The 25,875-nt window shown below is 66.0% G+C and carries 19 protein-coding genes and 4 pseudogenes; 9 read left to right on the top strand and 14 right to left on the bottom strand.

Going from position 1 to position 25,875, the window contains the following annotated elements:
- Positions 1 to 47: 47 nt before the first annotated feature.
- From EXE47_RS06535 to EXE47_RS06525, 3 genes and pseudogenes are all read left to right on the top strand, one after another.
- A pseudogene (locus EXE47_RS06535) lies at positions 48 to 677 on the top strand (ABC transporter permease); the annotation flags it as partial.
- Positions 674 to 1,722, top strand: a pseudogene (locus EXE47_RS06530) (ABC transporter permease). The pseudogenes EXE47_RS06535 and EXE47_RS06530, both read left to right, overlap by 4 nt.
- Positions 1,723 to 2,423: 701 nt before the next feature.
- Complete coding sequence (locus tag EXE47_RS06525) at positions 2,424 to 5,084, top strand: PAS domain S-box protein (protein WP_089308543.1); 2,661 nt, start codon at positions 2,424 to 2,426, stop codon at positions 5,082 to 5,084.
- A gap of 57 nt (positions 5,085 to 5,141) precedes the next feature.
- Here the strand turns inward: EXE47_RS06525 and EXE47_RS06520 are convergent, their stop codons facing one another.
- The 5 genes from EXE47_RS06520 to EXE47_RS06500 form a co-directional block, all read right to left on the bottom strand.
- Positions 5,142 to 5,567: a universal stress protein gene (locus EXE47_RS06520; protein WP_049931046.1), complete on the bottom strand. Its 426-nt coding sequence runs from the start codon at positions 5,565 to 5,567 to the stop codon at positions 5,142 to 5,144.
- A 93-nt stretch (positions 5,568 to 5,660) separates the two neighbouring features.
- Positions 5,661 to 6,107, bottom strand: coding sequence for a peptidylprolyl isomerase (locus EXE47_RS06515; RefSeq protein WP_049931060.1), 447 nt, complete (start codon positions 6,105 to 6,107; stop codon positions 5,661 to 5,663).
- A 143-nt stretch (positions 6,108 to 6,250) separates the two neighbouring features.
- Positions 6,251 to 7,927 carry a hypothetical protein gene (locus EXE47_RS06510; protein ID WP_089308544.1) on the bottom strand — a complete coding sequence of 559 codons (1,677 nt, stop codon included), beginning with the start codon at positions 7,925 to 7,927 and terminating at the stop codon, positions 6,251 to 6,253.
- Between the two features lie 116 nt (positions 7,928 to 8,043).
- Positions 8,044 to 8,862 carry a hypothetical protein gene (locus EXE47_RS06505; RefSeq protein ID WP_089308545.1) on the bottom strand — a complete coding sequence of 273 codons (819 nt, stop codon included), beginning with the start codon at positions 8,860 to 8,862 and terminating at the stop codon, positions 8,044 to 8,046.
- 6 nt (positions 8,863 to 8,868) lie between these two features.
- Positions 8,869 to 10,185, bottom strand: a complete 1,317-nt coding sequence (locus EXE47_RS06500) for a hypothetical protein (RefSeq protein WP_089308546.1) — start codon at positions 10,183 to 10,185, stop codon at positions 8,869 to 8,871.
- A 141-nt stretch (positions 10,186 to 10,326) separates the two neighbouring features.
- On the opposite strand from EXE47_RS06500, the gene EXE47_RS06495 reads away from it, so the two are divergent.
- Positions 10,327 to 11,184: a metallophosphoesterase gene (locus EXE47_RS06495; protein WP_089308547.1), complete on the top strand. Its 858-nt coding sequence runs from the start codon at positions 10,327 to 10,329 to the stop codon at positions 11,182 to 11,184.
- A 188-nt stretch (positions 11,185 to 11,372) separates the two neighbouring features.
- Here EXE47_RS06495 and EXE47_RS06490 read toward each other — a convergent pair whose 3' ends face one another.
- The 4 genes from EXE47_RS06490 to EXE47_RS06475 form a co-directional block, all read right to left on the bottom strand.
- Positions 11,373 to 12,851 (bottom strand): MATE family efflux transporter, encoded by a 1,479-nt coding sequence (locus EXE47_RS06490; protein ID WP_086219270.1) that lies wholly within the window; start codon positions 12,849 to 12,851, stop codon positions 11,373 to 11,375.
- Positions 12,848 to 13,438 (bottom strand): TetR/AcrR family transcriptional regulator, encoded by a 591-nt coding sequence (locus tag EXE47_RS06485; RefSeq protein ID WP_049931032.1) that lies wholly within the window; start codon positions 13,436 to 13,438, stop codon positions 12,848 to 12,850. Before EXE47_RS06485 ends, EXE47_RS06490 begins: the two co-directional genes overlap by 4 nt.
- 1,430 nt (positions 13,439 to 14,868) lie before the next feature.
- Complete coding sequence (locus EXE47_RS06480) at positions 14,869 to 16,110, bottom strand: chemotaxis protein CheC (protein ID WP_089308548.1); 1,242 nt, start codon at positions 16,108 to 16,110, stop codon at positions 14,869 to 14,871.
- Positions 16,111 to 16,343: 233 nt separating this feature from the next.
- A complete protein-coding gene (locus EXE47_RS06475; RefSeq protein WP_049931028.1) occupies positions 16,344 to 16,556 on the bottom strand; it encodes a hypothetical protein in 213 nt (70 codons plus the stop codon).
- Between the two features lie 203 nt (positions 16,557 to 16,759).
- Between EXE47_RS06475 and EXE47_RS06470 the strand changes: the two genes are divergently transcribed.
- Entirely contained in the window at positions 16,760 to 17,668 is a 909-nt protein-coding gene (locus tag EXE47_RS06470) for an ADP-ribosylglycohydrolase family protein (protein WP_049931026.1), read from the top strand.
- A 187-nt stretch (positions 17,669 to 17,855) separates the two neighbouring features.
- Positions 17,856 to 19,737 (top strand): annotated as a pseudogene (locus tag EXE47_RS06465) (cation:proton antiporter).
- A 40-nt stretch (positions 19,738 to 19,777) separates the two neighbouring features.
- Here the strand turns inward: EXE47_RS06465 and EXE47_RS06460 are convergent.
- The 3 genes from EXE47_RS06460 to EXE47_RS06450 all read right to left on the bottom strand — a co-directional run bounded on the left by EXE47_RS06460 (position 19,778) and on the right by EXE47_RS06450 (position 21,638).
- On the bottom strand, positions 19,778 to 20,512 hold the full coding sequence (locus EXE47_RS06460) for a CBS domain-containing protein (protein ID WP_086219267.1): 735 nt from the start codon (positions 20,510 to 20,512) through the stop codon (positions 19,778 to 19,780).
- A 62-nt stretch (positions 20,513 to 20,574) separates the two neighbouring features.
- Positions 20,575 to 21,183: a TetR/AcrR family transcriptional regulator gene (locus tag EXE47_RS06455; RefSeq protein ID WP_086216449.1), complete on the bottom strand. Its 609-nt coding sequence runs from the start codon at positions 21,181 to 21,183 to the stop codon at positions 20,575 to 20,577.
- A gap of 2 nt (positions 21,184 to 21,185) precedes the next feature.
- Positions 21,186 to 21,638, bottom strand: coding sequence for a zinc ribbon domain-containing protein (locus tag EXE47_RS06450; RefSeq protein ID WP_089308550.1), 453 nt, complete (start codon positions 21,636 to 21,638; stop codon positions 21,186 to 21,188).
- Between the two features lie 240 nt (positions 21,639 to 21,878).
- Between EXE47_RS06450 and EXE47_RS06445 the strand changes: the two genes are divergently transcribed.
- Together EXE47_RS06445 and EXE47_RS18900 are read left to right on the top strand one after the other, a co-directional pair.
- The gene (locus EXE47_RS06445; protein WP_086219264.1) at positions 21,879 to 22,202 is read left to right on the top strand and encodes a HalOD1 output domain-containing protein; all 324 of its coding nucleotides are present in this window, start codon (positions 21,879 to 21,881) and stop codon (positions 22,200 to 22,202) included.
- A gap of 173 nt (positions 22,203 to 22,375) precedes the next feature.
- Positions 22,376 to 22,495 (top strand): annotated as a pseudogene (locus EXE47_RS18900) (short chain dehydrogenase); the annotation flags it as partial.
- 82 nt (positions 22,496 to 22,577) lie between these two features.
- Here EXE47_RS18900 and EXE47_RS06440 read toward each other — a convergent pair.
- Positions 22,578 to 23,318 carry a molybdopterin-binding protein gene (locus EXE47_RS06440; protein ID WP_086216452.1) on the bottom strand — a complete coding sequence of 247 codons (741 nt, stop codon included), beginning with the start codon at positions 23,316 to 23,318 and terminating at the stop codon, positions 22,578 to 22,580.
- Positions 23,319 to 23,433: 115 nt separating this feature from the next.
- Between EXE47_RS06440 and EXE47_RS06435 the strand changes: the two genes are divergently transcribed.
- Complete coding sequence (locus EXE47_RS06435) at positions 23,434 to 24,417, top strand: hypothetical protein (protein WP_089308551.1); 984 nt, start codon at positions 23,434 to 23,436, stop codon at positions 24,415 to 24,417.
- Between the two features lie 212 nt (positions 24,418 to 24,629).
- On the opposite strand, the gene EXE47_RS06430 is transcribed toward EXE47_RS06435, so the two are convergent.
- Positions 24,630 to 25,802: a tubulin/FtsZ family protein gene (locus EXE47_RS06430; RefSeq protein ID WP_080508569.1), complete on the bottom strand. Its 1,173-nt coding sequence runs from the start codon at positions 25,800 to 25,802 to the stop codon at positions 24,630 to 24,632.
- Between the last annotated feature and the right edge of the window lie 73 nt (positions 25,803 to 25,875).

Genomic DNA, 25,875 nt, shown 5'->3' with positions numbered 1-25,875 from the left:
CCTATAGGCACTTGAGGCCGTCTGCCCGGAGGCTGGCGACACGTCCAATCATGTTGAACTTCATCGCGGTCGGGGTGGTGGGGTGGCTGGTCCAGAACCCGTTCCGCGGCGAAGGCAACGCGGCCCCGAACACGGAGCGAATTCCGGAGTACGTCTCCCTACCCGGCGTCGCGTTCGACAGTTCCGGCTTCTCGATCGTCGGGCCCGGAATCGCGCTCGCGACCGTCGTCGTGATCTCCGTCGTGGTGGAGCGCAGCCGATTCGGATACGACATGGTGACGAGCGGCCACCAGGAGTCGGCGGCGACGTACTCGGGCGTCGACGCCGAACGGACCGTCGTCTCGACGATGACCCTCTCGGAGGTGGTGGCGGGAATCGCCGGCGCGGTGTTCGCAATTATGATCCAAGGCTGCTACACCGACCTGAGCGGCATCGGGACGTACGGGTTCGACGCGATCGCCGTGAGCCTGCTCGCCGCGAACAACCCGATCGGCATCGTCCCGGCGGGACTACTTTTCGGCGGCCTCGAGTCCGCCGGGTCCCACATCGGGATCTACACCGACCTTCCGGTACAGCTCATCGACGGGGTCATCGGGCTCGTCATCCTCTTCGTCGCCGTGCCGGAACTGTTCCGGACGGCCGCCGTGCGGACCGGGGTAGGGGGTGACCGCCGATGAGTCTCGCGGGCTACGCAGACGGCAACCGACTCCGGATCGGGGACGGTGCCGCCCTCGTCGCCGCGGCCGTCGCGGTGGCCGTCGCGCTGGATCTACCGATCGTCGAGATCGTCACGATCGGGTTCGTGGAGCGCTCGCTTCAAGCCGCGACACCGATCGCGCTGACGGCCATCGGCGGTCTCTACGCCGAGAAGAGCGGCGTCTTCAACATCGGCGTCGAGGGGTTCATGATCTTCGGGGCGGCGACCGCGGCGACGACGATGTGGATCATCAGCGGGGGCGATCCGGGGCAGAGCGATATCTGGCTCGCGATCCTCGCCTCGGTGCTGGTCAGTCTCGCGTTCGCAGTGCTGTTCGCGATCCTGTTGATCAGATACGAGGCGGACCAGATCGTCGCCGGGTTGGCGCTCTGGTTCGTCGGGCTCGGCTTCGGGCCGTTCATGGCGGTGCTCGTCTGGGACAGCCGAAACAGCCCGAGCCTCGAGAGCATCGACAACCTGGCTATCCCCGTGCTCGCAGACGTCCCCGTGCTCGGTCGGATCCTCTTCGACGCGTCACCGCTCGTGATGATCACGGCCGTCGTGGCCGTGGCCGCGTGGAAGTTCCTCAACGACACGAGGTACGGATACTGGATCCAAGCGGCCGGGGAGAACCCGGAAGCGCTCGACACGGCCGGCGTCGACCTGACGCGTGTTCGATACGCGGCAGTGATCTTCTCCGGCGTCATGGCCGGCCTCGGCGGCGCGGTACTGCTCGCACAGGCGGGGTCGTTCACCGGCACCGGTGACACGATGGTCAGCGGCCGCGGCTGGATCGGCATCGCCGCCTACCTGTTTGGGAACTACAACCCGCTCGGAGCGGCCGCCGCAGCGCTCGTGTTCGGGGCTTGGACATGTTACAGATCCAGCTACAGACGGTCGGCATCAACGTCCCGAACAGGCTGGTTAATCTGTTCCCGTACGCCGGCGTGATCCTCGTCCTGACGATCTGGGGCTCCACGCGGACCCCCTCCGCCGTCGGCGAGACGTACGAGAGCGAGGAGTGAGCACCGACAGGCGAGTGCCCGTTCTCGGTGTCTGATCACGGTTATAGAGACGGCAAGGCGAATACACCCGCCTTTAGGCGGGTAATGAAGCCGACATGGTGGGAAGCTATCCACTAGCCGAACGTCTGTACAGAGTTTCACAGACGGAGATTTAATTGACAGGCCGCTCTATCTGAAGGTAGGAATCGGTCGGAACGGAGCGGATTCCGGACCGTCCTTCAGAGGCGGCCTGTCCGCCCGCGTAACGAGACAGTATCTGAAAGGGTAGTCGGTGAACGCTACATCCTCGAAGGGTGTGTCTGTGCCGACCGCTCAAAGCACGCGACACGATATCCCCAACTCCGCTGACGCCTGCTGGCGCCCCCGTGGCAAAAACAACATTGGGACGCCATACATGGTCGAGGATAGGGGTAACGGCGGCTTGGCACCGCCAGCAGTCCACCACATCGACGCTGTGGGACTACCCGTGCCCGAAAGGTGTGGTAGTCCGGTGATCGGACTGGAAACCTGAAACTCCCACCGCTCGGGATTCCTCCGCGTTTACGCGGAGGAGGATGTCAATACCACGGTCGAGACCGGAGGCGCGAGGCCGACATTCGCTCATAAACACTACCCGAGTGCTGCGTCTTGGTTCACGTTTAGTTACATTTCTATAGGGGACTTATTACTGCGTAATTATATATCTAACAGTAAGGCGTCACATGAGCGAGAAAGTGAACTCAATCCGCATTTTACATGTCGACGATGATCCCGACCTTGCGGAATTGGTCAGTACCTATCTTCGAAGAGAGGACAGTCATTTCGAGGTCGTATCCGCGGGGAGCGCGAGTGACGGACTCGACACACTCGCTGAAACGGACATCGACTGCGTTGTTTCCGACTACGACATGCCGGAGCGGAACGGGATCGAACTTCTCGAAGCCGTTCGCGAGCGGGACGCCGATCTTCCATTTATACTGTTCACGGCGAAAGGAAGCGAGGACATCGCGAGCGATGCGATTTCGGCGGGCGTTACGGATTATTTACAGAAGGGAGTCGGCACCGATCAGTACGCCGTTCTGGCCAATCGGATCCGAAACGTCGTCGACAAGTGGCGAGCCGAGCGGGAGGCCGAACGGACCAAGCGGCGCCTTGAGGCGATCGCCGAAAACTCAAGCGACGCCATCCTCACCGTCGACTCCACGAACACGATCCAGTTCGTAAACCAAGCGACCGAAGACTTGTTCGGGTACGAGCCGGAGACCCTCAGAGGCGACTCGCTGTTCACCTTGATACCGGAGCGGTATCGAGACGGCCACCGGCAGGGAATGGAGCGGTTCCTGGAGACGAACGACCGGTCGCTGGACTGGACGGCGATCGAATTCTCCGCCCAGCATCGAGAGGGACACGAGGTGCCGGTCTCGATATCGTTCAGCACGTTCAAGGAGGGCGGCGAACGCAAGTTCGTCGGCGTTCTCCGAGACATCTCGGAGCGTGTTCGGATGGAAGACGAACTCCGAGAGCGAGAACGGCGGTTCCGGCAGATGGCCGAGAACATCCAGGAAATGGTCTGGATGACCGACCCGACGAAGGGAGAAGTGCTCTACGTCAACCCCGCGTACGAGGTGATTTGGGGCCGGTCGCCCGACGCGCTGTACGAGGACCCGCAGTCATTTGCGGACGCCATCCATCCGGAGGACCGAGACCGAGTCGAAGAGATCCTCGATCCGCAGTCGACTGGCTCCTACGAGGAGGAGTACCGCATCGTCCGGCCGAACGGAGAGACGCGATGGGTGTACGACCGGGCCGTTCCGGTGAAAAACGAGGCCGGAGAAGTGTATCGGACCGTCGGTATCGCCTCGGATATAACTGAGCGGCGAGAACGCGAGCGTGAGTTTGATCGCGTCGTCGAACTCCTCGATCACACGGAACGGGTCGCCGATGTCGGCGGCTGGGAGGTCGACCCGAAGACGGGGGACGCGTTCTGGTCCGACCACCTGTTCGAGCTCATCGGCTGGGAGGGCGACCGAGCGCCCTCACTGGAGGACGTCGTCAACATCTACGTCGAGGAAGACCGGCCGAGGGTTGAAGCCGCGGTCGAAAACGCACTTACTCACGGGGAATCGTTCGCGATAGAGGCCCGCCTCCAGCGGTCTAACGGTGAGGATCGGTGGATGGAGATCCGCGGCGACCCTCACGTCGAAAACGGTGAAGTCACGACGCTCCGAGGGGCCGTTCACGACATTACTGAGCGGAAGCAACGAGAGCGGGCGCTTCACGAACTGTACGACGTCACTTCGGACCCGGATCTGTCGTTCGACGAGAAGGTACAAGCGCTTCTGCGGCTCGGTCGGAGGGAGTTAGGAACCGAGTACGGGACCCTCTCGAGCATTCACGACGACGAATACGTCTTCGAGTTCGTCGACACGGACCGTGAGACGATCCAGCCCGGCGACGTAGTTCCGGTCTCGGCGACGAACTGTGAACTAGTAGCGAGCACCAGACAGACGGTCGTGATCGGCGACGTCGAACGGGATGCGCCCGAGGAGACCGGCCGGGCGGGATTCACCGAGTGGGGGATTTCGTCGTACATCGGAGCCCCGGTGTTCGACACCGGTGACGTGTACGGGACGTTCTGTTTCTACGACACTGCGGCCCGGGCCGATCGGTTCACGGACTGGGAGGAGACGCTGGTTGACCTGATGAGCAACTGGGTGACGGTGGAACTCCAGCGAAAGCGGACGACGGAACAGCTCCGAGATCAGAACGAGCAGTTGAGCCAGTTCGCGTCGATAGTTTCGCACGACCTACGGAACCCCCTGAACGTCGCGAAGGGCCGACTGGAGTTGGTACGAGAGGAGTACGACGGTGAGCATATCGACGCGGTGCGCCGGTCTCACGAGCGGATGCAGGACTTGATCGACGATCTGCTTGCGCTCGCTCGCGTCGGAGAACAGATGGGCGAGTTAGAGCGAGTGAACCCGGCGGATGTAGCCAGCGATTGCTGGCGGACGGTCGCTACCACTGAGGCAACGCTCAGAACGGCTATCAGCCGGAGTGTTCGTGCCGATGAAAGTCGGTTTCGCCAGTTGTTCGAAAATCTCATCAGTAACGCGATCGAGCACGGCGGCGAGGACGTGACGGTTACCGTCGGGGAACTGGACGACGGGTTCTACGTCGAAGACACCGGTGTGGGGATTCCGGAAGAGAACCGTGACAGCGTGTTCGAACCCGGCTACTCCACCACGCGAAACGGGACCGGCTTCGGACTACACATCGTGAATCAGGTGGTGAAAGCACACGGATGGGACATCCGGGTGACTACCGGAGCTCGGGACGGCGCCCGGTTCGAAGTCACGGGCGTCGAGTTCAGTTCGGAGTGACCTGTCGCGGGTTCAGCTCCCGAGGCGTCGCCCCGCGACGCGGAGCGGCACGGCCTCTCAGGACTGCTGGTTGGGGAAGACCATCACCGGTACGGCCGCCTCCCGGATGAGTCGGTTCCCGGGGTCGCCCGCCAGCGTCTGCTTCCACGTGTCCATGTCGCGCGGCGTGAAGGCGACCACCGTCGCCGCGGTCATCTCGACCGCGTCGACGAGCGCCTCCGTGACCTCGCGCGCTTCGAGCGTCACCCACTCGAACTCGAGGTCGCGGCGATAGAGGATGTCCGAGAACGTTTCGTAGGTCGCCCCGGCGAACTGGTCTCGACCGGTCTTGATCGTCGTCTCGGCGTCGGTCCCCCGCGTGACGTGTGTCACGATGAGCGTGGTCCCCGCGTCGAGATGCGGCCGGATCGCACGCGCCGTCGCCTCCGCGTCTTCGGGACTCGCTATCGGGACGAGAATGCGTTCGAAGAGCTCGTCGTTCACAACGGAACTGTCTCCCAGACGAACATAACTCGTGGGGGACGTTCCCGAGGTGCGGCTCTCCGTGTGCGGCGGCCACCGACACCTCAGTCAGACTCAGTTGACCTCGATGATCTCCACGTCGAACGTCAGCGTTTCGCCGGCGAGGCGGGGGTTGAAGTCCACCCGAACGATCTCCTCGTCGACGTGAACGACCTCTCCCTGACTCCCGTTCTGAGCCTCGAGATACGAGCCCTCCTCCGGCGTCTGTCCGCCGAGCATCTCTCTGAGCTCCGCGGTCTCGAACTCCTGGACGTGTTCCTCGCTGGGTTCGCCGTAGGCCTTCTCCGGCGGGATCGTCAGCGTCTCCGTGTCTCCCGCCTCTAAGCCGATCAGTCCCTCCTCCATCCCCTCGATGACCTGCTCGGCCCCGATTTCGACCGTCAACGGCGTGTACTCTCTGTCGGGTTGCGCTTCGGCGAGCCCCGCCTCCTCGGCGACGGACTGCCGGGTGGTGTCGAACACTGTTTCGTCGTCGAGTCGGCCCGTATACTCGATCGTCACGGAATCGCCGGTATCGATCGTCATACGCGTTCGAACAGCGCCGCACGGAAAGTCTGTGGCATTGCGCGACAGGAGCCGGTGCGGCACAGTGCGGCGTCGCCGTGTCGGCGGTCAGGGCGGGCGCCGACGGGTGGCTCGCTTCGTCACTGCGATCCGACCGACCGCCGGAGCGCGCGCTGTGCGCGGTACAGCGTGTACGCAACGGAGACCCCGACGAAGACTACCGCCGCACCGACGGCAGCGAGCACCGGACCGGACGCCGGCTCCTTCAGGTCGTCGCCCGTGCCGCAGTTTCCGCAGCCGTCGTCGCCGCAGTTCCCACACCCCGGCGCGTCCGTCGAGTCGTCGTCCGCCGAGTCGGCCGTCGATCCGCCCCGATCGGCCGCGGTGGCCTCGTCTGCGTCGGGGGTGGCACTCGTCTCGTCCGGTTCGCGAGAGACGCCGTCCGGCCGCGTCTCGCTCGGCGTTTCGTCCGGGCCGTCGTCCGTGGCGACCGGCCCGGCGGTCACTTCGACCGAGTCCGTGGCCTCGCCACCCGAGTCGTCGGGCTCGTCGAACAGGTGCGGCGCGTGCGAGCGGAGCGCCTCCAGCCCAGCCTCGATCTCTTCGCGGTCCTGGTGGCCCACCGCGAACTCGGACAGCTCGTCGACCATCTCGCGGGCGCGCTCGGATCGGTCGTTCTCGACGTAACTCCGGGCGGCGTCGAACATTGCCCGGCCGAGCCAGTGTGCGAACACCGGGTTCTCGTACCGGTCTTCGAGCGCTTCGAGGCGTTCGAGCTTCGTCTCGCCCGCGTCGATGTCGCCGTCGAAGAACGACGCCCGCGCGGAGAAGAACGCCGCCACCGCCGCCCACGTCGCACTCGACGGCGTCGAGAGTCGCTCGTGGTGCGCGGCCGTCTCGCTCGCCCAGTGTTCGACCCGACTGATGTCGGCCGCCTCGAAGCCGGCGCGCGCGGCGTTCGCCGTCGCGACCGGGAGCCAGCGGGTGATCGACTCCTCCCGGGCCGGGTACCGGTCGGCGAGCGCTTCGATCCGACCGATCCGGGCCTCGATCGCTTCGACGTCCGTCCGCTTGGCGTCGGCGTTCGTTCGGCCGGCGAGGACGCCGGCCAGGCCGGCGGCGACGTCGCCGTCCGGGTGGGTTCGAAACAGCTCCTCCGCGCGGGCGACGCGGTCACCTTCGACCGCCGAATCGGGATGGTCGTCGCCCGTGTCGGCGCCGCCGTTGCGGCCCAGCGGCACGTCAGCGGTCTCCTCGCTCTCGGGTTCCTCGCCGAGGTACAGTTCCGCGTGAGCGTACGCCCGCAACAGCGCGGCCGCGACGTCCGGCTCGGGATGCGCGTCGTACAGCGTTTCGAGACGGTCAACCAGGGGTTCGATCCGATCGCGACGATCCCCCTTCCCGTTCGCGTGGATCGTCTCGGCGGTCGCCCGAGCCAGCGGCGCCGCGATCGCCGGCTCGGGGTGGCGGTCGTACAGCGTTTGGATTCGGTCTCGGTACGCCTCGATGCGGCCGGGGTCGATCGCGGTCTCGTAGAGGTCGTCACGGTCCCGCACGCTCGTCGCGTTCGCGAGGGCGTTCGCGAGGTGGACCGCCGTGTCGTTGGCTCCGCCGTGGCCGCGGAGCCGGTCCAGCCGCGCGATCGTCTCGGCCTCAGCGTCGAACGCTCCGCGTTCGCCGTAGGCGTCGGCGAGCGCGACGAGGGCGTCGGTCAATCGCGCGTGATCGTCCGGGCTCCTCTCGGCCGGTTCCGTCGCGGCGATCGCCTCGACGCGTCGCTCTAGCTCGTCGACAGACCGTGTGTCGCTGGCTACCATATGTGTTGATCTACCCTTGGCGTCTTCCGACGTAAACGCTCGCCTTCGAGCGTGGCGTCACCTGCTGTCGTTTTCCCCGCGCGTCCCGCTCCGTGCTGCCGAGCAGTTTCCGGTCGTCAGGCACTAGCGCTGGCTGCGTCGGCGCTCCGCTTGAGCCTGATAATGAGACTAATCAGGAAGGTCCCTATCATCACCAAGAGCACGTTGACGGCCCCTCGGATTGCCGGCGCCGGGAGCGAAGTGGCGGTGGCGCCCTGTATAACGCTCACCGTCCCCACACAGATCAGCACGGCGATCACGTAGGTGACGGTGGCATCGAGGACGGTCCCGTGCGTCAGCCGACGCGCCCGGATCGCCTGTCCGAACGAGACCCCGTAAACGGTGAACGCACCGGCCGCGGTCGCGACGATCACCTCCGCGACCACCGTCGGCCCGAGCCAGACAACGAGCGGGAACTGGATTAAGGCGAGCAGCATGAATCCAGTCTCGATCCGTCGGGCCGTCGACAGCGAGATCCGGGTTCCCTCGGTCGATGTCGCGGGCTGAGCGTAGTACAGTTCTCGGAGTGACAAGGCGAGGAAGACGGCAAAGAACAACTGTGAAAGGAGTCTGAACGCGACGAGAACCGTTCCAACTGCCGGGCGAGTCGTCTCGGCCAGCAACAGCGCCGAGAACACTCCACCGACGGCCGTCGACAACGCGACGTACCGCCACACGAGCGTGTCATGCGGTTCGTGTCGCGCTGTTACCAGCGCGTACCGCGCCGTTCCGAGGCACGCGGCCAGCACGAGGACGAGGGCGACGAACCGAGTGACGCTGGCCCCGAGTACCGGTGACGAGGTACTAACGACCGCTGGTCCCGGCTCTAACGCGCTCGACCCGAGAGTCGCCGTCATCAGTTCGTTCCCGCCACGTTCGACGACGCGGTCACGCATTGCTGGTCACGATAACAAGTCTCGTTTGAACGCTGCCACAGAGGCGTATCGCTCCATCTTCGCTGTTCTCAGCGACTTCAGCAGGACTGTGGACAGTCCTTCGGGGATACCGGTCACGACGTCTCGCGTGTGAACGGTCCCGTCGTCGCGGATCGGCGCGGCGCCCGTCAGTAGCTCGTGCCCGATCATACCGAGCCCGTAGATGTCGGTCGCAGTGTCGACCCCGCCGAATCGATCGGGAGCGACGTGTTCCGGTGCCGCGTACGAGTCGGGTATCTCGGAGAACGTAGTCTCCGGCCCGAACACTTCCCGCAGTCCCCAGTCGCTGACCCGCGGAAAGGCCCACGCGTCAGGGTCTTCGACGGCGTTGACCGCAGTAATCACGCCCGGCCACATCGCACCGTGAAGCACGCCCGCAGCGTGTGCGTACTGAACCGCGTCGGCGATCTGTAACAGAATCCACCTGGCTTCAGCCGGTGAGACCGGCGTCTCTCTCTCGGTGAGGAGCCCCGGTGCGCCCCGCTCAGAGACGAGCCACGGTACGGGGCGCGTTCCGGCGTCGACGACGCGTGCGACAGCGTCATGATCGTCGATCCGACGCCACCGCTCGATCGCGTCCCGAAAGGCGTCGTCATGCATACCGCTGGCGATCACACCCCGGCGGCACGTCGCTGTGAATTCGCGCCCGCTCGTCGCGAATTGGATGCGCTCGGCGTCTGAATCGCCGGCTGCTTCAGCAGCCTCTCTTGACCTGTGTTCGGTCAGCGATCGGTCGAGTCGGGGTGGCTTCGCAGGGGGCTCGTTTGGGGGATGTCCGGGTGTCGGCGACGCGTCCTCGCCGTCCGCGGAGCCGGTCGACTCCTCTCGGTCCGCCGCGACGGCGGGTTCGGTCGGTGAGATCGCTTCGTCCCCTTCGTCCGCGATCACTGACCCGCCGGATTCGAACTCGGGGGGTTGATAGCCGGCGACAGTCCGGATGGCAAGTGACTCGTCAATCAACCCGGCTTCGACCGCCCCATCGATGATCTCGGCGACCGCCTCCTGGTTGTGGTCATCGAGCACCGCGAGGGTCCGAAGCGCGACCGACCGGGCCGCTGGATCGCGAAGCGCTCGTCGGAACCGTCCCGCACAGGCGTCGACGAGTTCGGGCGTCTCCGCGGACACGAATCGAAGTGCCCACGACGCGGCTCGTTGAACTTCCTCGTCGTCGTGCTCGAGCTGCGCCACGACCCGCGCGGTCCGCGCGGCGTCGAACGATTCGGGATCTGTGAGCGCCGCCTCGAGCAGCTCGTTCGGGTCCGGCGTCAAGTCCGTTCGGTCCATGATGACACTCTACCCAACAGCACGTCGTCACGTGGTCTGCTCAACCTGAGAGAGTCACGCTAATAAATCACGCTACATCACCCACGGTCCGCTCGATCTCCACCAAACGACTTCGGGGGTCGAAGACCAAGGTGTACCGAGATGAGTGTTCCGCCCGCTACTGTCGAACGAACCTCCGGCGACCCGTTGATCGTACACGTCAGTGATATCCACGGCTACCTCACGGACGCTCGAAGCGCGCTGCTCGCCGTCGGTGACTCCGGGCAGTATCCGGACCTCGTACGGGCCGATGAGTCTGACCGGCTCCACTGGGCGGACAACGATTACGTACTCGTGGTCAACGGCGACGTGATCGACCGGGGGCCGGCGAACGAGGAGTGTCTCGAGATGGTCTGGCGACTCCAAGAGGAAGCCCCGCCCGGGCGGGTCCGATACCAGTTAGGGAATCACGAGTTGGCTATTCTGCTCCCGTCGTTCGTCCGGTGGCCGGGTGCGTATTCCACCGGCCTCGACGCGGCGGACCGGCGCGAGTTTCTCCGGCGAGCCAGCGAGGGGGCTGTCACGGCCGCCTTCGAGGGATATCAGTATCGCTACAGTCACTCCGGACAGAACGAGCCGTTCGACGTGACGAGGGTAAACGACGTAGTCCGGAACGCCGCGAGCGAGCTGTTGGCCGTCGACGGCGACGACAGAACGGTACAGAAGCGGCTCGAACGACGACACGGCCGCGTGTTCGCCCTCGGCAGCGACGGCGGCCGCGGCCCCGATGCCGGGCTCTGCTGGCTGGACTTCACGCACCTGGACCCGTCGGCCCTACCACAGATCGTCGGCCACACGAAGCGAGTTGACCCCGTTCGGAACGGCAACGTGGTCTGCGGGAACATCATCCGGATGAACCACCGCTCGGCAGGGGGCGAGGGCGTCCTGATCGAGAGCGCTGATTCGCTGGAGGTCGTCCGCCGAAAACCCGACGGGTCCGTCTCCGTCTCATCGGTCTGACCGGCGCGCGCCGCGCTGTAGCGAGCGATCGGCGCAGGTGGACCCGCTCCGCGTCTGTGCGTGACAACGCCCGCTGCGGCGACTGCCCAGTTCTACCGGTGTACGGGGCGAGCGCCGCGACGCGCGGCCCCGAGACCGTCCACGGGGCCGAAAGCGTCGACGGTGCGTTTCGGATACGGCTGAAGTGATCAGTCGTCCCCGATGGTGGCCTCAGCGTCGTCCGGTTCAGGTCCCGGTTCGGAGCCGCTGGGGTCCGGCGTCCCGCGAACGTCGCCCGCACGCCACGTCCCGCGTCGGAACCACAGCCACGCGATGACCGCCCCGGCGACGTTCGAGGCGAAGAACGCGATCCAGATGCCCCGGACGTCGGGCTGGCCGAGGAACCACAGGTCGGTCGGGAGTATGCCCTGCGAGGCCACGTAGGAAACGGGCAGCCGGATGACGGCGAGCGCCGTGATAGAGATGGCGGCGGCGATCAGGGTCTTCCCGGCGCCGCGGAAGCCGCCCGTGAACGCCCGCTGGATCCCGATGAACCCGAACGAGAGCGCGACGTACCGGAGGAACTGCGCACCGACATCGAGCACGGCCGGGTCGTCGGTGAACACCGAGACGATTGGTGTCGGGACGAAGAAGATGGCGACGCCGACGACGCCGAGGATCCCGAACAGTCCCTTCGCGGCCACGTAGTTGGCCTCCTGTGCGCGGTCGTACTTGCCGGCCCCGACGTTCTGCCCGGTCATCGTCTCGACGCCGCGCGCGACGGCGATCGCGGGGAGGAAGATGACGGAGAACACCCGCGTTCCGATACCGAACGCGGCGACGACCGAGGTCGAGAACAGCCCCACGACAATCAGCAGGGCGTTGATCGAGAGCGCCCGACCGGTCCCCTCGATCGACGCCGGGACGCCGATTCGGAGGATCTTCCGGAGATACTGGAGGTCGGGCTTCATATCGGCGACGTTGATCTGAATCCCCCGCGTTCCCGACAGCATGATGTAGAGGCCGACGAGCATCGCCAGCGCCCGCGAGAAGATTGTGGCGATAGCGGCGCCCTGAATCCCGAGTTCCGGGAACGCGATCGGGCCAACCGCCCAACCGTTGATCAGGAACGGGTCGAGGATCACGTTGATGACGACCGTCCCGAACATGACGAGCATCGGCGTGATCGTGTCGCCCGCGCCGCGCATCAGCGAGATGAACACGAAGAATCCGAACATGAACGGCAAGCCCAGCGCGACCACCTGCATGTACGCCGTCGCGCCGGGGAGGACTTCGGGCGAGGCGCCGAGGAACGCGAGGAACTCCTCGACGAACGGATACCCGATCGCTCCGAAGATGACCGAGGCGATGAACGCGAACGAGACCGTCTGCGAGGCCGCATACTCGGCTTTTTCCGTCTCCTCGGCGCCAGTGTGCTGGGCGACGAGGACGCTCCCGGCGACCGAGAGCCCCATCCCGAGCGAGATGAGCAGGAACACCATCGGGAACGCGAAGGAGATGGCCGCCAGCGCCTCCGTCGAGTACTGGCCGAGCCAGAACGTGTCCGCCAGGTTGTAGGCGGTCTGCATCAGGTTCGTAATGACGATGGGAAGCGAGAGGAAAAACAGCGGTTTGACGATGCCGCCCTCCGTCAGGTTGAGCTCCTCTTGGCCTTTGAAGAAGCTCACGCGACCACCTCCGATCGGGGCTGCCAGCCGAGGTGGAGTTCCAGCGTGTTTTCGAGCATCCGACGCGTGTCGTCAAGCGGCTCACCGAGCGCCACGTGTCGGGCGTGTGCGCCGTTGATCGTCGTCGTGACGAGCCTGGCGACTTCGTCCGGGTCAGTCTCGGCGAAGTGTCCGCCGTCGATACCGTCGGCGACGATCTCCCTGACGACCTCGCACACGATGTCGTCGAGTTCGAGGAACCGTTCCCGGTACAGTTCCTGGAAGGGTGCTTGGGCTTTCAGCTCCATCATCGCCACGGGGAAGCCGTCGGCGGCGGGATCCGACGGTGTGAAGGCGTGGTCGAGGAACGCTGTGAGCCGGTCGCGCGGGTCGGTCGCCTCGAACGTGAGTTTCGTCTTGAACCGCTCGATCAGGTCGTCGAGGAACGCGTTCAGCAACTCCGCTTTCGTGTCGAAGTGGTAGTGGATCGCGGCGGTGGTCATCGACGCCTCGTCGGCGATTTTCTGTACCGTGAGGCCGGCGTACCCGTGCTCACACAGCACCGAATTCGTCGCGTCGATGATCTCGGATTTTGTCTCCGATCCCATTTCGTTCTGTCTCAACTTACTAACTGATTAGTTAAGGGCCTTCTGATGCGACGGCGGAGCCGAGGAGTCGGTCGCTGCGACTGCGAGAGTCGAGTGGATCGGTGTCGTGTGCGGTATCACATCGCCGAGGCCGACCTTCGGTGTGATCCAGGACCCGGCGCCGACCGGCGGAGCGGCTAGAAGCGCGTCCGGTACGCTGTCGCCGTTGAACTCCGACGGCGCTCGACAGACCGGACCGCGTCGTACGCGTTTCCCGTCGATCGCGTTCCGCGCGTCACCCAGGCCACTCACCGGCGGCGTGACAGAAACCGTGTCAAACTTCACGTCGTGTCGCCGCAATCGTTCGCTCGACATGAATCCGGAGCTGATGGGGGTGGGGGTCGCACTGAGTCTCGTCGGCGTCGCGCCGGTGGGGACCTGAGCCTCTCCGGGCCGAGGCCCCCGACCACCCCGCTGGGGCCGGTGGGACGGGCGCTCCTCTTTGCCGGCCTCGCCGGGATACGACTCAGTCTCGGCCCCGATCGGTGAGTCCCGCCGGTCGTCTCTGGACCGGCGTGAGACGGGCCGCCCGGTCGTCGGGAGGTATGTGTCGAGAGCGGACGGACTACGCACCCGGCGAACGCCCCTAACGGCGAAGTGACTCACTGTTCAGCGGGGACCCACCGGTGAAGTCTCGGCCGACGGTCGCGTGGGCCCTCGGAGTTGTCGGGCAATAGATCGAAGCGAGAACCGAACGAGTGCTTGTGTGTCTACAACACATTTCTGCCGAATGTTTAATCCAGCTAACCGCGAATGGGTGGACGGAAAGAGAGTCGCACGCTCCCTTTCCCCCCTAATGACCGACAGCTCGGCGCCGCTCGGACAGTGCCCGAGCTGCGACCGCGAGATCCCCGCGGCGTGGAAGATCATTGAGTACGACCACGGGGACGGGAATACGGGTGTCTTCGCGGAGTGTCCGGACTGCGATGCGGTGGTGAAACCACGGTAGGCCGGTCCGCTCCCTCGACGTAGTCGGGGAGTTCCGGTCTCGGAGACGGCTTGGTCTCAGATCGCGACCTCACAGACGCGTCTCAGAGAAATGGAGTGGCCCCCTCGCCCGTGTGTGCGTGAACGATGAAAATCGGCACGTCGTTCATCGCTGGTCCCGTTAGCTTATGTACAATTCGCACAATACAGTCTCGACGCCGGCGAGACGACCGGCAGAGATGATCTCACCGTGCGACGATCGACGCCGCGGGACCTCGCCGTGACGGAGATGAATCTCGCCAACGACGAGAAGAGCCGCCGGCGCACGGGATGAGCGGGCCTGTTCAAGCCGGTGGTTCCAGTCGCCCTCCGTTCCAGCGCACCGGCGGATTCGTGACTTCCGGGTCGACCGTTAGCCGCTGGGCGACGCGATGACTTCGGACGACATCACCGCACCCAAAGCGCTACTCGACGTGCTCTTGGAACAGGGACTCGGGGTCGGCCTCCATTTCTGCCTCGACGTCAGCGGACAGTTCGCCGACCGAGAGTTCGTCGAGCGCCTCCTTGAGCTCCTCGGCCCGTGGGAGGGCGAGTATTTTGCAACTCACGGCGTCCCCAGCCGTTTTAATGAGGGTGTCGAACCCGAACACGTACTCCTGCGTCGTCGCGAGATCCAGCATTATCGGATCGACGATAGCCGACGCGAAGTCGTGGACGAACTCCGGAGGGGTATGCTGGTTCGACGTGCCGAGCACGTTCGCCCACCCGTCGACGAATCCGCTGATCATGATATTGCTGATCTCTTCGATCGCGCTCTCGTGAATTCCGTCGAATCCGTCGGTGACCGCTCCGGTACCCATCGCCTCTGCGATTGTTTCGGCGGAGGGCTCGTCGAACAGGACAAGGACGTAGCCGGTGGGGAGGCCGGTTAGCTTCGCAACGACTCCCACCTGCTGCTCGTCACCGAGTCGCGGTCCGATCTGTTCGACCTGAAGGAAGCTCATGCGGCTGACCGTGACCGACGTGTCGATCCCGGTCATCATCGTTATGCTGTCGCCTGCGGTGTCGCCGCCCTTCGCGGCCATTCGGCTGAACACCTGGAGCTTGTCCAGCGGTATCGGCGTCGACTCGCTGGTGAGCCGGGTATCGAGAATATGCCTGAACGACGCCTCCTCGAGGAATACGTACGCCGTCGTTTCGACGACTGCGCTCGACGTTTCGAACGTAGTGTTCACCGTCAGCACCTGATTCGACGCCTGATCGATCGGCGTCGCGTCCGGGATGATGTCCGTCCCGCCTCCCGTCAGGTACGTCGGTGGGCGCTGATCGATAGCCTGGTTCAGATAGTCCGCCCACCCGTCGATGAACCCGCTAAGCATGATGTTTCCGAGTTCCGTGAGCCGCGATTCGAGACCGATCTCCTCGGCGCCGTCACCGGGAAGGCTCTTCGCGAGCGTCCTCGCGCCCGCCTCGTTGAAGACGAGCAGTGCTGTCCCAGCGATACCCCCGGAGAATTCGCTCGAAATGCCGATGAGATCCTGATTGTGAAGGTCAGCGATGATATCTCGACGCCGGAGGAGATCGATGCTCGTCGCTTCGACCGTCGGCCGGACACCGGTCAACTGTCCGAGTGAGTTCGCGGCCTGTTTCGACCCGTCATGAGCGAGGCGATTAAACTCTCCGAGGGCGTTAACCTCAATCTTCATATATGGTATGTTAATTGACAAGGCAGCATTTTAACACTTACCCCGGCGTTCCGCACCGCGGAAGCGAACCCTGAGAGCTCCTCGAACGGTGACGCGTTATACGGGCGCCGAGTGAAGGCAGCATCGGCAACCGCAGCATCGATGAACGCGAAGCGGCCACCCTCGGCAGTTCGTTCGGAGTGACGCGTCGTCCGCTGCGGAGATTCACTGTGCGTCGGAGAATCCGTAGGCTTTCACTCTCTGAACTCCACCGTGTAGCCGTTGTCGCGGAGCGCCTCGACGAGTTCGTCTCCGCGCTCGATCGTGAACTCGTGGAACGAGTTGTCCGGGCTGTCCGCCGAGTACAGCTCCGAGTCGATGTTGTCCGGGACCTCGTTCTGATGGGTGTCCTCCTGGACGACGACCGGCTGACTGGGAACCCGGGTAGAACTGCTTTCCTCTGTCATTTGAACATATCTTGTTACAGGTGTTCGGATATTTGAATTTCGATCCGGGTTCGGATCGGGACCGGCGTCCCCACGAACGAATACGGCCGGGTCGGTGCCGACGGCGGACGGATCGACCAGAACCGTCGACTGCGAGAGCGAGAGCTGCCGGAGCCGGTGCGCGTCACCCGACACTTTTCGTGGGGGCTCGTGTCGTGTGACGTATGGACGTTGATCGGGCCCGCGGTGTCCTCTGTGGGATCGCCTGTGGAGACGCGCTCGGTCGGCCGGTCGAGTTCATGTCCGCGTCCGGGATCCGTACCGGTCACGGGCGACTCGACGAGATGGTCGGCCACGGAACGTGGAACCAGCCCGCCGGGACGATCACGGACGACACCGAGCAGGCGCTGTGTATCGCGCGGAGCCTCGTCGAGCGGGGAGAGTTCGATCCGGCGGACATCGCGGAGCGGTTCGTCGCGTGGTACGACAGCGACCCGTTCGACATCGGCCGGATGACGATGAAGTCGTTGAGCCGACTCAAGCACGGCGGCGAGTGGGACGAGGCGGGCCGGCACGTCTGGGAACACAGCCCGGAGGGGCAGAACGCCGGGAACGGGAGCGTGATGCGGTGCGCGCCGCTCGCAGTTCCGTACGCGGCGGACCGAGAGCGACTCGTCGAGGTGAGCCGGGATTCGTCGCGGATCACGCACGCCGATCCGCGGTGTACGTACGGGTGCGGGATCCTGAACCTCACGGTGGCTGGGCTCCTCGACGACGCGGACGCGCCGTTACGGGATGCGCTCGACTACGTGGGTACGGACGCACCCGCTGAACTCGTCACGGCGCTTCGGCCGCTCGCTCGGGGAGACTCGCTTGACGACCTAGAGACGTCGGGCTATGTCGTTCATTCGCTACGGACGGCACTCCACGACGGGCTGTCCGCCGAGAGCGCCGAGGAGGCAATCGTGACCGCGGTCAATCGCGGCGGAGACGCCGATACGATCGGGGCGATCGCGGGTGCGGTCGCGGGTGCGCGGTTCGGCGCATCGACGCTTCCCGATCGGTGGCTCGACGCCGTCGGCGAGGCTGACGAACTCGAACGGATAGCGGACCGGCTCGTGGAGACGGCGTAATCCCTCTCTTGGCGTTCGACAGGGATCGGACGGTGAACCGGCGGCTCACACGTCGCCAGCGGAACGGAACGTCCGGGGGCAGGTCGTCGCGCAACGGGCGGCGAATCGGCGCCGAGTCGGCGGCCGAGGGACGCACCAACTGACTTATAATCCAGCAAAAAGTGAGTCAGGGCACGGAGGACCGAGTGTGTCACAGGAGTTTCTGATCCCGCTCGTCGCCGGCATCATCGGACTCGGCGTCCTCGCGCAGATCCTCGCCGCTCGGCTCCGCGTCCCGAGTATCATCTTCTTTCTGCTCGTCGGAGTGACGATCGGTCGACCGGGGCTCGGGATCGTGACGAGCGAGAGCTTCGGCGACTCGCTCCCGGCGATCGTCGGGCTCGCGGTCGCGATCATCGTCTTCGAGGGGGCGTTCCACCTCGAGTTCGAGCGCATTCGGCAGGCGCCCCGGGCGGCGGTCCGACTCGTCACGGTCGGGGCCGGCATCGCACTGGTCGGGACCGCGGTGGCCGTCCGAGTCCTCGAAGGGCTCCCGTGGGAGCTCTCGTTCGTGATCGGGGCGCTGCTCGTCGCCACCGGCCCGACGGTCATCTCCCCGATCCTCGAGGTGGTCCCCGTCCGCGATCAGGTCGCAGCCGTCCTGGAGACGGAGGGGATCGTCAACGACGTGACGGCGGCGATCACGGCGGTCGTGCTCTTCGAGACGGTGAACCCGACTGTCGCGGGCGAGGGACTGATTCAGGGGTTCGCGCTCCGCCTCGGAGAGGGGCTGCTCGTCGGCCTCATCGTCGCGGGCATCCTCTACTACCTGCTCCGATACGTCGACCTGTCGCCCGGGGCCGCGCCGCGGAACGCACGGCTGCTCGCCCTCGCCGGCGCGCTCGCCGCGTACGCGGGGGCGAACCAGCTGGCGAGCGAGGCCGGCGTCGCCGCCGCCGCCACCGCCGGACTGGCGCTCGGGAACGTGGACATCCCATACAAGGAGGAGATAACCGACTTCAAGGGCGACATCACGCTGCTCGTGCTGGCGTTCGTGTTCATCGCGCTTGCCGCGCAGCTCCCCCCCCGCGGCGATATTCGACGTGGGGCTCGCGGGGCTCGGCGTGGTCGTCGTGGTCGCGGTGGTGATCCGGCCGCTGCTCGTGTTCGTCTCGACCGTCGGCGACCGGTTCACCTTCTCCGAGCGGCTGTTCATCAGCGCGATCGGGCCGCGCGGGATCATCCCCGCGTCGGTTGCGACGCTGTTCGCCACCGAGCTTCGGGCGGCCGCCACGGAGCTCAACGACCCCGCGCTGGCGCAGCAGGCGGACCTGCTGATCGGGACGGTGTTCCTCGTCATCTTCGTGACCGCCCTCGTCCAGGGCGGGCTGGCGCGGTACATCGCGCAGTACCTCAACGTGATACCCATGAGAGTCATCATCGTCGGAGGCGGACAGGTGGGCCGCGCGCTCGCCGAGCGCCTCGAAGACCGCGGCGAAAACGTCGTCATCATCGAAGAAGATGAGGCGACGGTCGAATCGCTCCGCAACGACGGCTTCGCCGCCGTAATCGGCGACGGGACGGACACGGAGGTGTTGCGCAAGTCCGGCGCGGAGAACGCCAAGATCCTGGTCGCGGCCACCGGAGACGACGACACGAACCTGCTCGTCGCGCAGCTCTCGAAGACGAACTTCGGCGTCGAGAAGATCCTCGCGAAGGCGAACAACTCCGACAACGTCGACGCGTTCGAAGACCTAGGCGTGAGTACGATCTCGGCCGCGATGTCGGCCGCGTGGGCCATCGACAATCAGATCGAGCGGCCGGACCTCGCCCACTGGATGACCGACATCGGGGAGACCGGCGACGTCCAACAGATCGAGGTCACCAACGAGGAACTGATCGGTAAGGCCGTCCGCGAGGTGGGTCCGATGCTCCCCGACGGCTGCCTCATCGCCGTTCTCAGCGACGGCGACAGCGAGTCGGTCGCGGTGCCGAGCGCGGACACGGTGGTAAACCGCGGCGACCACGTCACGCTGCTCGGTCGACGCGAGGCCGTCCGAGAGGGAATGGAGTTGGTTCAGCCCGACTGAGCCGGGCTGGGAGACCATGCGCCTCCGCGCTCGGCGAGACTCACACGGAAGAGAAGTACGACTGGCCGAACCGGAGGAGGTCGCGGTCGAACTCTTCCGGGTCGTCGACCCGGAAGTGAAAGAGTCGGTTCCGCATGTCGCCGATTTCGAGCACGAGCTCGCGGATCACGTCCTGCTGGTCGTCGAAGATCGGCTCGAACTCCGCCCAGTGGATGGAGATGAACTGGGCGTAGTGCGCGTAGCTACAGTGGTCGACTGACGCCGGCGTCGGCAGCGGGTGGTCCTCGTCGAACGTCGCGGCCAGCTCGTCTGACAGCGCGTCGCCGAACGCCCGCGCGAGGAGCTCGCGAAGCCGCATCTCGATCGACTCGATCAGCAGGAACGGTTCGAGCATCCGCTTCAGCCGCGTCAGGAGGTCGTAGTCGGTCAGGATCTGCCACGCCTCGCCCCCGTCGACGACGATGTACGTGTGCTCCGCGAGCGCGTCGAACACCGCGAGGACGGTCTCGTCCTCGCTGACCGTGTGCGCGTCCTCGACGGCCGCCCCGACCGATATCTTGTCCAGCGTCTTGTGGCCCACGTCCAGCTGGTGGAACGCGAGCAGCGTCCGGACGACGGATCGGTAGGTGACAATCCCGACGAGCTCGCCGTCGCGTTCGACGCCGACCTGCGTGTAGTCGTTCTCGAACATCCGGCGGAGGGCCGTTTCGAGCTCGAGGTCGTACTGGACGGTCCGGAGTCGGTTGTCGATCGGGAGGTCTGCGATAGTGTACATGATGCTGTCGTGTCGTCGCGGGGAGAGCTACGCGTCTCCGCGCGGTCGTGTCACCGCTCCGCTCACGGGTGACGCCGGAGTTCGGAGTCGATGTACGAGGCGAGCGAGACCCGGGTCGCCGCCGCGGCGCTCTCGCGATCGGTCGTCGCGCGGGCGTACATCGCGCCGTTGACAGTCGCCAAGACGTGCTCCGCGACCCGCGACGGGTCGACGTCGCGGAACGTCCCCTCGTCGATGCCGCGCTCGACGATGTCCCGGATGGCGGCCGCTAACCGGTCGTCGATCCGCGTGAACTGCTCGCGGAACACCTCGTTCGTCACGGCCTGCGACCGGAGCTCGACCAAGACGGCCTGGAGCTGGCGCTGCTCCTCGTCCGGTTGGAGCGGCAGGAGCTTCTCGATGACGTGTTCGAGATCGGCCGTCGGCTCGTCGCCGGTCTCGGTCGCGACGGTCGCTTCGAACCTGTCGACGGCGAACTCGAGAAACGTTGCCAGGAGCTCGTCTTTGGCGTCGTAGTGGTAGTAGATGGCGGCCTTGGACTTGCCGAGTTCGGCGGCGATCCGCGAGATCGACAGCCCGGCGTAGCCGTGTTCGAGCAGCGCTCGGTAGGTCGCCTCCATGATCTCCGCTTCGGCGGCGCTCCAGTCCCGCTCGGGTGCGTCGGCGGCCATCGTCACTCGTCTCCCCGCTCGTCGACCCGTCCGGTGCCGGCGTCGTCGAGGGCTTCGAACTCGGTCGTACACCAGTGACAGAACGCGATGTCCGGGTCGACAGGCTTCCCGCAGGCGGGACAGGCCGGCGATTCGTCCGCCTCCGTCGCTCTCGCCGCATCGCTCGCCCGAGCGTCGTCGGACCGACGCTCGGCGTTCGCGACGAGGTACGCGTCGAGGACGCTGATACCGGTGACGAGGACGAGCGGGAGCAGCGAGAACGGGTCCACGAGCGTCCCCGAACTCACGGCGGACAGTGTCGATTCGGGGACGAACAGGACCGTCGCGGCGAAGCTGGCCGAGAGCCACCCGAGGGCGCGGACCCAACGCCGGAGGTACAGGTGGCCGAGCCCGGTGGCCAACGTCCCCAACAGGGCGGCGAGCAGCGGATTCTTTCGGAGTGAAACGCGTGCCATACCAAATACTGAACGTTCGGTAGGTAAAAGTGCTTCGTCCGCGTCTCTGGGTGTGTGCCGAGAGCGCTTTCCGCGGTCTCGAAGTCGTCTACCTGCCAGAAATCCCGTCATACGGCGCTAGAGGCGGCTTCCGAACACCGACGGGGAGTCGTCCCCTTCGACGCCAAACGCGGACGAAAGGTTGATACTTACCGAACGTTCAGTAGAAGTTACGGGCGAACCGACGCCCGCGTTCGACCAATGACCCGCAACCCCCGATCCGCCGACGAATCGACGAAACTGTGGCACGACCGCCAGCTCGCTCACTGGGACGAGTCGGCCCTCTACGAGGCCGTCACCGAGGCCGTCTCGAACGCCACCGGGACGGCCCGCTCGACGGTCGCGTCCCGGTACGACCGCGCGCACGCGGCGGCCCTCAGCCGACTGTTCGGCGAGGGCGACGGGGAGGCGACGCCCTCGACCGGGGTGGTCAAGTTCGTTCTCTCGGAGTGTGTCGTCTCGGTCCACAGCAGCGGACGGATCTCGGCCAGCCCCGCCGACGAGACGCCCGCCGCGGACGGCTGAGACGTCGCGGAGCAGCCGTGGCACCGAGTCGCTCGCGCCAATACGCTCTTTTCGCTGGTCACCCACCGGTCCGGACGGGCGACCGGAGGCGATGGTCGGCCGTTACCGCTCGACGCTGTCGGTCCCTGTTCCTGAAGGGATTTGAGGCGCCGGCGGGACCGAGACATCGAATCGTGAGCGGAGTCGGCGGGAAGACGGCGCCGGTCACCGGTGCGGGCTCGGGCATCGGCCGCGCCTCGGCGCTGCGCTTCGCCGAGGAGGCGGCGAGCGTCATGGTGGCGGACATCGCGGCGACCGAGAGGCCTGACCGACTCCGTCGACGGCGGACAGCCCGCGGACTGAGTCGTCTCGCCCGCGTTGCCCGCGTCGCCCGCGTCACCAGTCGCGAGACACCGGCGTCTCGCTCGCGTCGACGTTCGACAGCAGCCACGCCGCGGCCGCCGAGAGCGCGTCGTCGTCGGTGGCGGTCACCTTCAGCCGGTTGTGGTCCGCCTCGCGGTCGGGGTAACAGCCGACGGCGACATCGAACCGGTCCATCGCCTCCCGCAGCGCGGGCACGATGTTCGACTCCGGTTCGACGGTGTACAGGAACCGGGAGCGGCGGTCCCCGGCGAACTCGTCGGCGACCGTCTCGAAGGTCGCCTTCAGCTCGTCCGGGATGCCGGGCAGGACGTAGACGTTCTCGACCACGCAGCCGGGCGCGAGCCCCGCGTCGGTCACCAGCGGGCGGCTCCCCTCGGGGACCGCCGCTTCGGCCTCGACGTCGACGTCGAACTCGCGGTCGGGGACCCGCTCGCGGATCGCCGCAAGCCGGCGCTCGACGGACTCGCGCGTGAGGTCGGTGACGGCCATTTCGCGGTCGAACGCGTCCGCGACCGCCTCCACCGTCACGTCGTCGGGGGTGCTGCCGATGCCGCCGGTGACGATTACGGCGTCGAAGTCCGCGGCGTACTCCCGGACTCGGTCGGCGATCTCTCCCCTGTCGTCGGGGATCGAGAGGATCCGTGCCACGGCGACGCCGCGCTCGCTCAGTTCGGCGGCGAGCCAGTTGGCGTTCGTGTTCACCGTGTCGCCCGAGAGCAGTTCGTCACCCACCGTGATCAGCGCGACCTCCATCAGCATCTCCTACGGTCGGGCGACGGATGTACGTTTCCCGCACCTGAAGGCGCCGAGGTAAGTCCCGACGGAAGCCACCAGAAGGGCTAACTACGCGATCCGTGTACCTCGACGCATGGCCCTCCACGCAGTCGAAAACGTCGAGGAAGCGCTCGGTGTCACTCGAGCGTTTCTGACGCCCGTCACCGTGCGCCGCTGGCTGAAGCTCGCGGTCGTCGTGTTCTTCGTCGGCGGTGGCGTGAGCTTCCCGACGACACAGTTCAGCACGTCGGCTCCGACGGGAGAGGTTTCTCCCGGCGAAATTCCCTCCGGGCTCCCGGTCGAGCTGCTGACGCTCGCAGCCGCGGTCGTCGCCGTCGGCCTCCTGCTCCTCGGGCTGTTCGGCCTGGTCGGAGCGGTCATGGAGTTCGTGCTGATCGAGTCGCTCCGCACCGGCGAGGTGTCGCTCCGACGCCACTGGCGCCGACGCTGGCGGCAGGGGATCCGCCTGTTCGGGTTCCGAGTCGCGATCGGACTCCCGATGCTCGCGCTGTTCGGCGGCTGGGTCGCACTGCTCGCCGTTCCCGTCCTGACCGGGCGCGACCCCGCGCGCTCCGCCACGGCGTTCCTCGTCGGGATCCCGGTGCTGGCTCTCATCAGCGCCGGGTACGCGTTGGTCTCGGGGTTCACGACCGCGTTCGTCGTGCCGCTCATGATTCAGTCGGACTCGGGCGTCGTCGCGGCGTGGCGTCGCCTCTGGCCGTCGGTCAGGGCGGCGTGGAAACAGTACCTGGCGTACGTCGCGGTCGCGTTCCTGTTGACGGTCGCCACCGGGGTCGTCGTCTCGATCGCGGTCGCGCTCGTCGCGTTCGCGCTCCTGGTCCCCGTCCTCGTCGCGGTCGCGATCGTACACGCGACCGTCTCGGTGACGTCGCCGCTCGGACTCGCCCTCCTCGTCCCGCTCGCGGTGCTGTTCGGCGTCGCGTTGCTCGTCGTCGGGACGCTCTCACAGGTCCCCGTCGTGACGTACCTCCGGTACTACGCGCTGCTCGTGCTCGGCGACATCGAGGAGTCGTTCGACATCCTCGCCGACGGGCGGCCGTCGACCGAGGATCGGTGACGAGGTCGCTCCCCCGGCACCGAGCGTCGAGCGACTCCGTTTCGGGGCCGCTCGCATGCGAGAGCCCCGGGTCGGTGGAACGGATCGAGCACTCCGCCGACTGCGTCCGCGTGATCGCCGCCGCGCGTGCGTCTCACGCTCTCGGGCCGTCGGTGCCGGAGCGGGCCCCGCCCGAGGCGCCTCGGAGGACGGCTCCGAGTAGGCGATGACGGTCAGAACAGCGACTCCAGCTCCCCGTCGCTATCCATCAGCTCGGTGAAGCGGTCCTCGCTCTCGTCGGTGATCTCGCCCAGATTCTGTTGCGCCTCGACCGCGACCTGCTGAAGCTCCTTCACTCGCGGGACGTTCGTCACGCCGCCGAGCAGGACGAGCCCCGCGACGGTTCCCTCGCCGCGTCGCGGGTAGTCGCCGCCGCGGACCTCCATCGACCCGGTCTGTTCCTCGAGCCACTTGCGACCGTGCTCGATGCCCTTCCGGTTGAGATACTCCGGCGGCCCGGCGACGACGAGCAGCGCCCGCTCCGTCCCGCTCACCTCACACGGCAGAGTGAGCCGACCGAGCGTCGCCTTCCGGACGAGGCTCGTGATCCGATTGGTGGCCTCCGTGCTGTCGATCCCCTCGTTCGAATCGTTGCCGAACCGCGAGAGCAACCCCGACCGCTTCGGTTCGTCGACCTCGACGTCGGCGTACCCCAGCGACGAGATGCCGCCGCCCTTGAGCGTGTTGATGATCTCGGAGGAGTCGACCACGCTCTCGGCGACGTCGCTCCCCTCGGTGATTTCGCCGGCGCTGAAGAGCACGCCGAACCGCTGGACCAACTCCCTGTTGATCGCGTCGAACCCTTCTCCGACGGACTCGCCCGAACTGCGCCACGCGTCGTTGTCGAACAGCATGAGGTTGTCCACCTCGTCGACGAACGTCTTGAGCGAGCGGGCGGCGTTCAGCGTGTAGATCCCGCCCTCGTCGCTGCCGGGGAGGATGCCGAGCCCGTAGACGGGTTCGGTGTAGATCCGTTTGAGGTTCTTCGCGATCACGGGTGCGCCACCCGATCCCGTCCCGCCGCCCAGCCCCGCAACGACGAGGAACGCGTCGATCTCGTGGACCGGCACCGAGTCGAGCGCCCCCTGGATCTCGTCGATGTCCTCCTCGGCCACTTCCGCGCCCAGCTCGTTGTCCGCGCCCACCCCGTGGCCCTTGACCCGCGATTGCCCGATCAGGATCCGGCGGTCCTCCGGAAGGCGGTCGATCCCGTTGAGGTCCGCCTTCGCCGTGTTGACGGCGATCGCTCCCCGGACGATGTCTGCGCCCGTCTGTGCGTCGTAGGCCAGGAACTCGTCGACTACCTTCCCACCTGCCTGTCCGACCCCGATCAATGCGAGTTTCACGTGAACACACCGCATGTATCTACGCGGGTCGGACTAATAAAGGTTAGAAGCCGCCTCAGCGTAGCGTGAGCGA

The sequence above is a fragment of the Halorubrum sp. GN12_10-3_MGM genome (assembly GCF_005435235.1).
GTDB classification, from domain to species: domain Archaea; phylum Halobacteriota; class Halobacteria; order Halobacteriales; family Haloferacaceae; genus Halorubrum; species Halorubrum ezzemoulense.
This window is presented reverse-complemented; position numbering and strand designations above follow the sequence as displayed.

Coding starts and splice junctions, on each gene's coding strand:
- EXE47_RS06525 (WP_089308543.1), top strand. CDS start 2,424: ATGAGCGAGAAAGTGAACTCAATCCGCATTTTACATGTCGACGATGAT.
- EXE47_RS06510 (WP_089308544.1), bottom strand. CDS start 7,927: ATGGTAGCCAGCGACACACGGTCTGTCGACGAGCTAGAGCGACGCGTC.
- EXE47_RS06505 (WP_089308545.1), bottom strand. CDS start 8,862: ATGCGTGACCGCGTCGTCGAACGTGGCGGGAACGAACTGATGACGGCG.
- EXE47_RS06500 (WP_089308546.1), bottom strand. CDS start 10,185: ATGGACCGAACGGACTTGACGCCGGACCCGAACGAGCTGCTCGAGGCG.
- EXE47_RS06495 (WP_089308547.1), top strand. CDS start 10,327: ATGAGTGTTCCGCCCGCTACTGTCGAACGAACCTCCGGCGACCCGTTG.
- EXE47_RS06485 (WP_049931032.1), bottom strand. CDS start 13,438: ATGGGATCGGAGACAAAATCCGAGATCATCGACGCGACGAATTCGGTG.
- EXE47_RS06480 (WP_089308548.1), bottom strand. CDS start 16,110: ATGAAGATTGAGGTTAACGCCCTCGGAGAGTTTAATCGCCTCGCTCAT.
- EXE47_RS06475 (WP_049931028.1), bottom strand. CDS start 16,556: ATGACAGAGGAAAGCAGTTCTACCCGGGTTCCCAGTCAGCCGGTCGTC.
- EXE47_RS06470 (WP_049931026.1), top strand. CDS start 16,760: ATGGACGTTGATCGGGCCCGCGGTGTCCTCTGTGGGATCGCCTGTGGA.
- EXE47_RS06460 (WP_086219267.1), bottom strand. CDS start 20,512: ATGTACACTATCGCAGACCTCCCGATCGACAACCGACTCCGGACCGTC.
- EXE47_RS06455 (WP_086216449.1), bottom strand. CDS start 21,183: ATGGCCGCCGACGCACCCGAGCGGGACTGGAGCGCCGCCGAAGCGGAG.
- EXE47_RS06450 (WP_089308550.1), bottom strand. CDS start 21,638: ATGGCACGCGTTTCACTCCGAAAGAATCCGCTGCTCGCCGCCCTGTTG.
- EXE47_RS06445 (WP_086219264.1), top strand. CDS start 21,879: ATGACCCGCAACCCCCGATCCGCCGACGAATCGACGAAACTGTGGCAC.
- EXE47_RS06440 (WP_086216452.1), bottom strand. CDS start 23,318: ATGGAGGTCGCGCTGATCACGGTGGGTGACGAACTGCTCTCGGGCGAC.
- EXE47_RS06435 (WP_089308551.1), top strand. CDS start 23,434: ATGGCCCTCCACGCAGTCGAAAACGTCGAGGAAGCGCTCGGTGTCACT.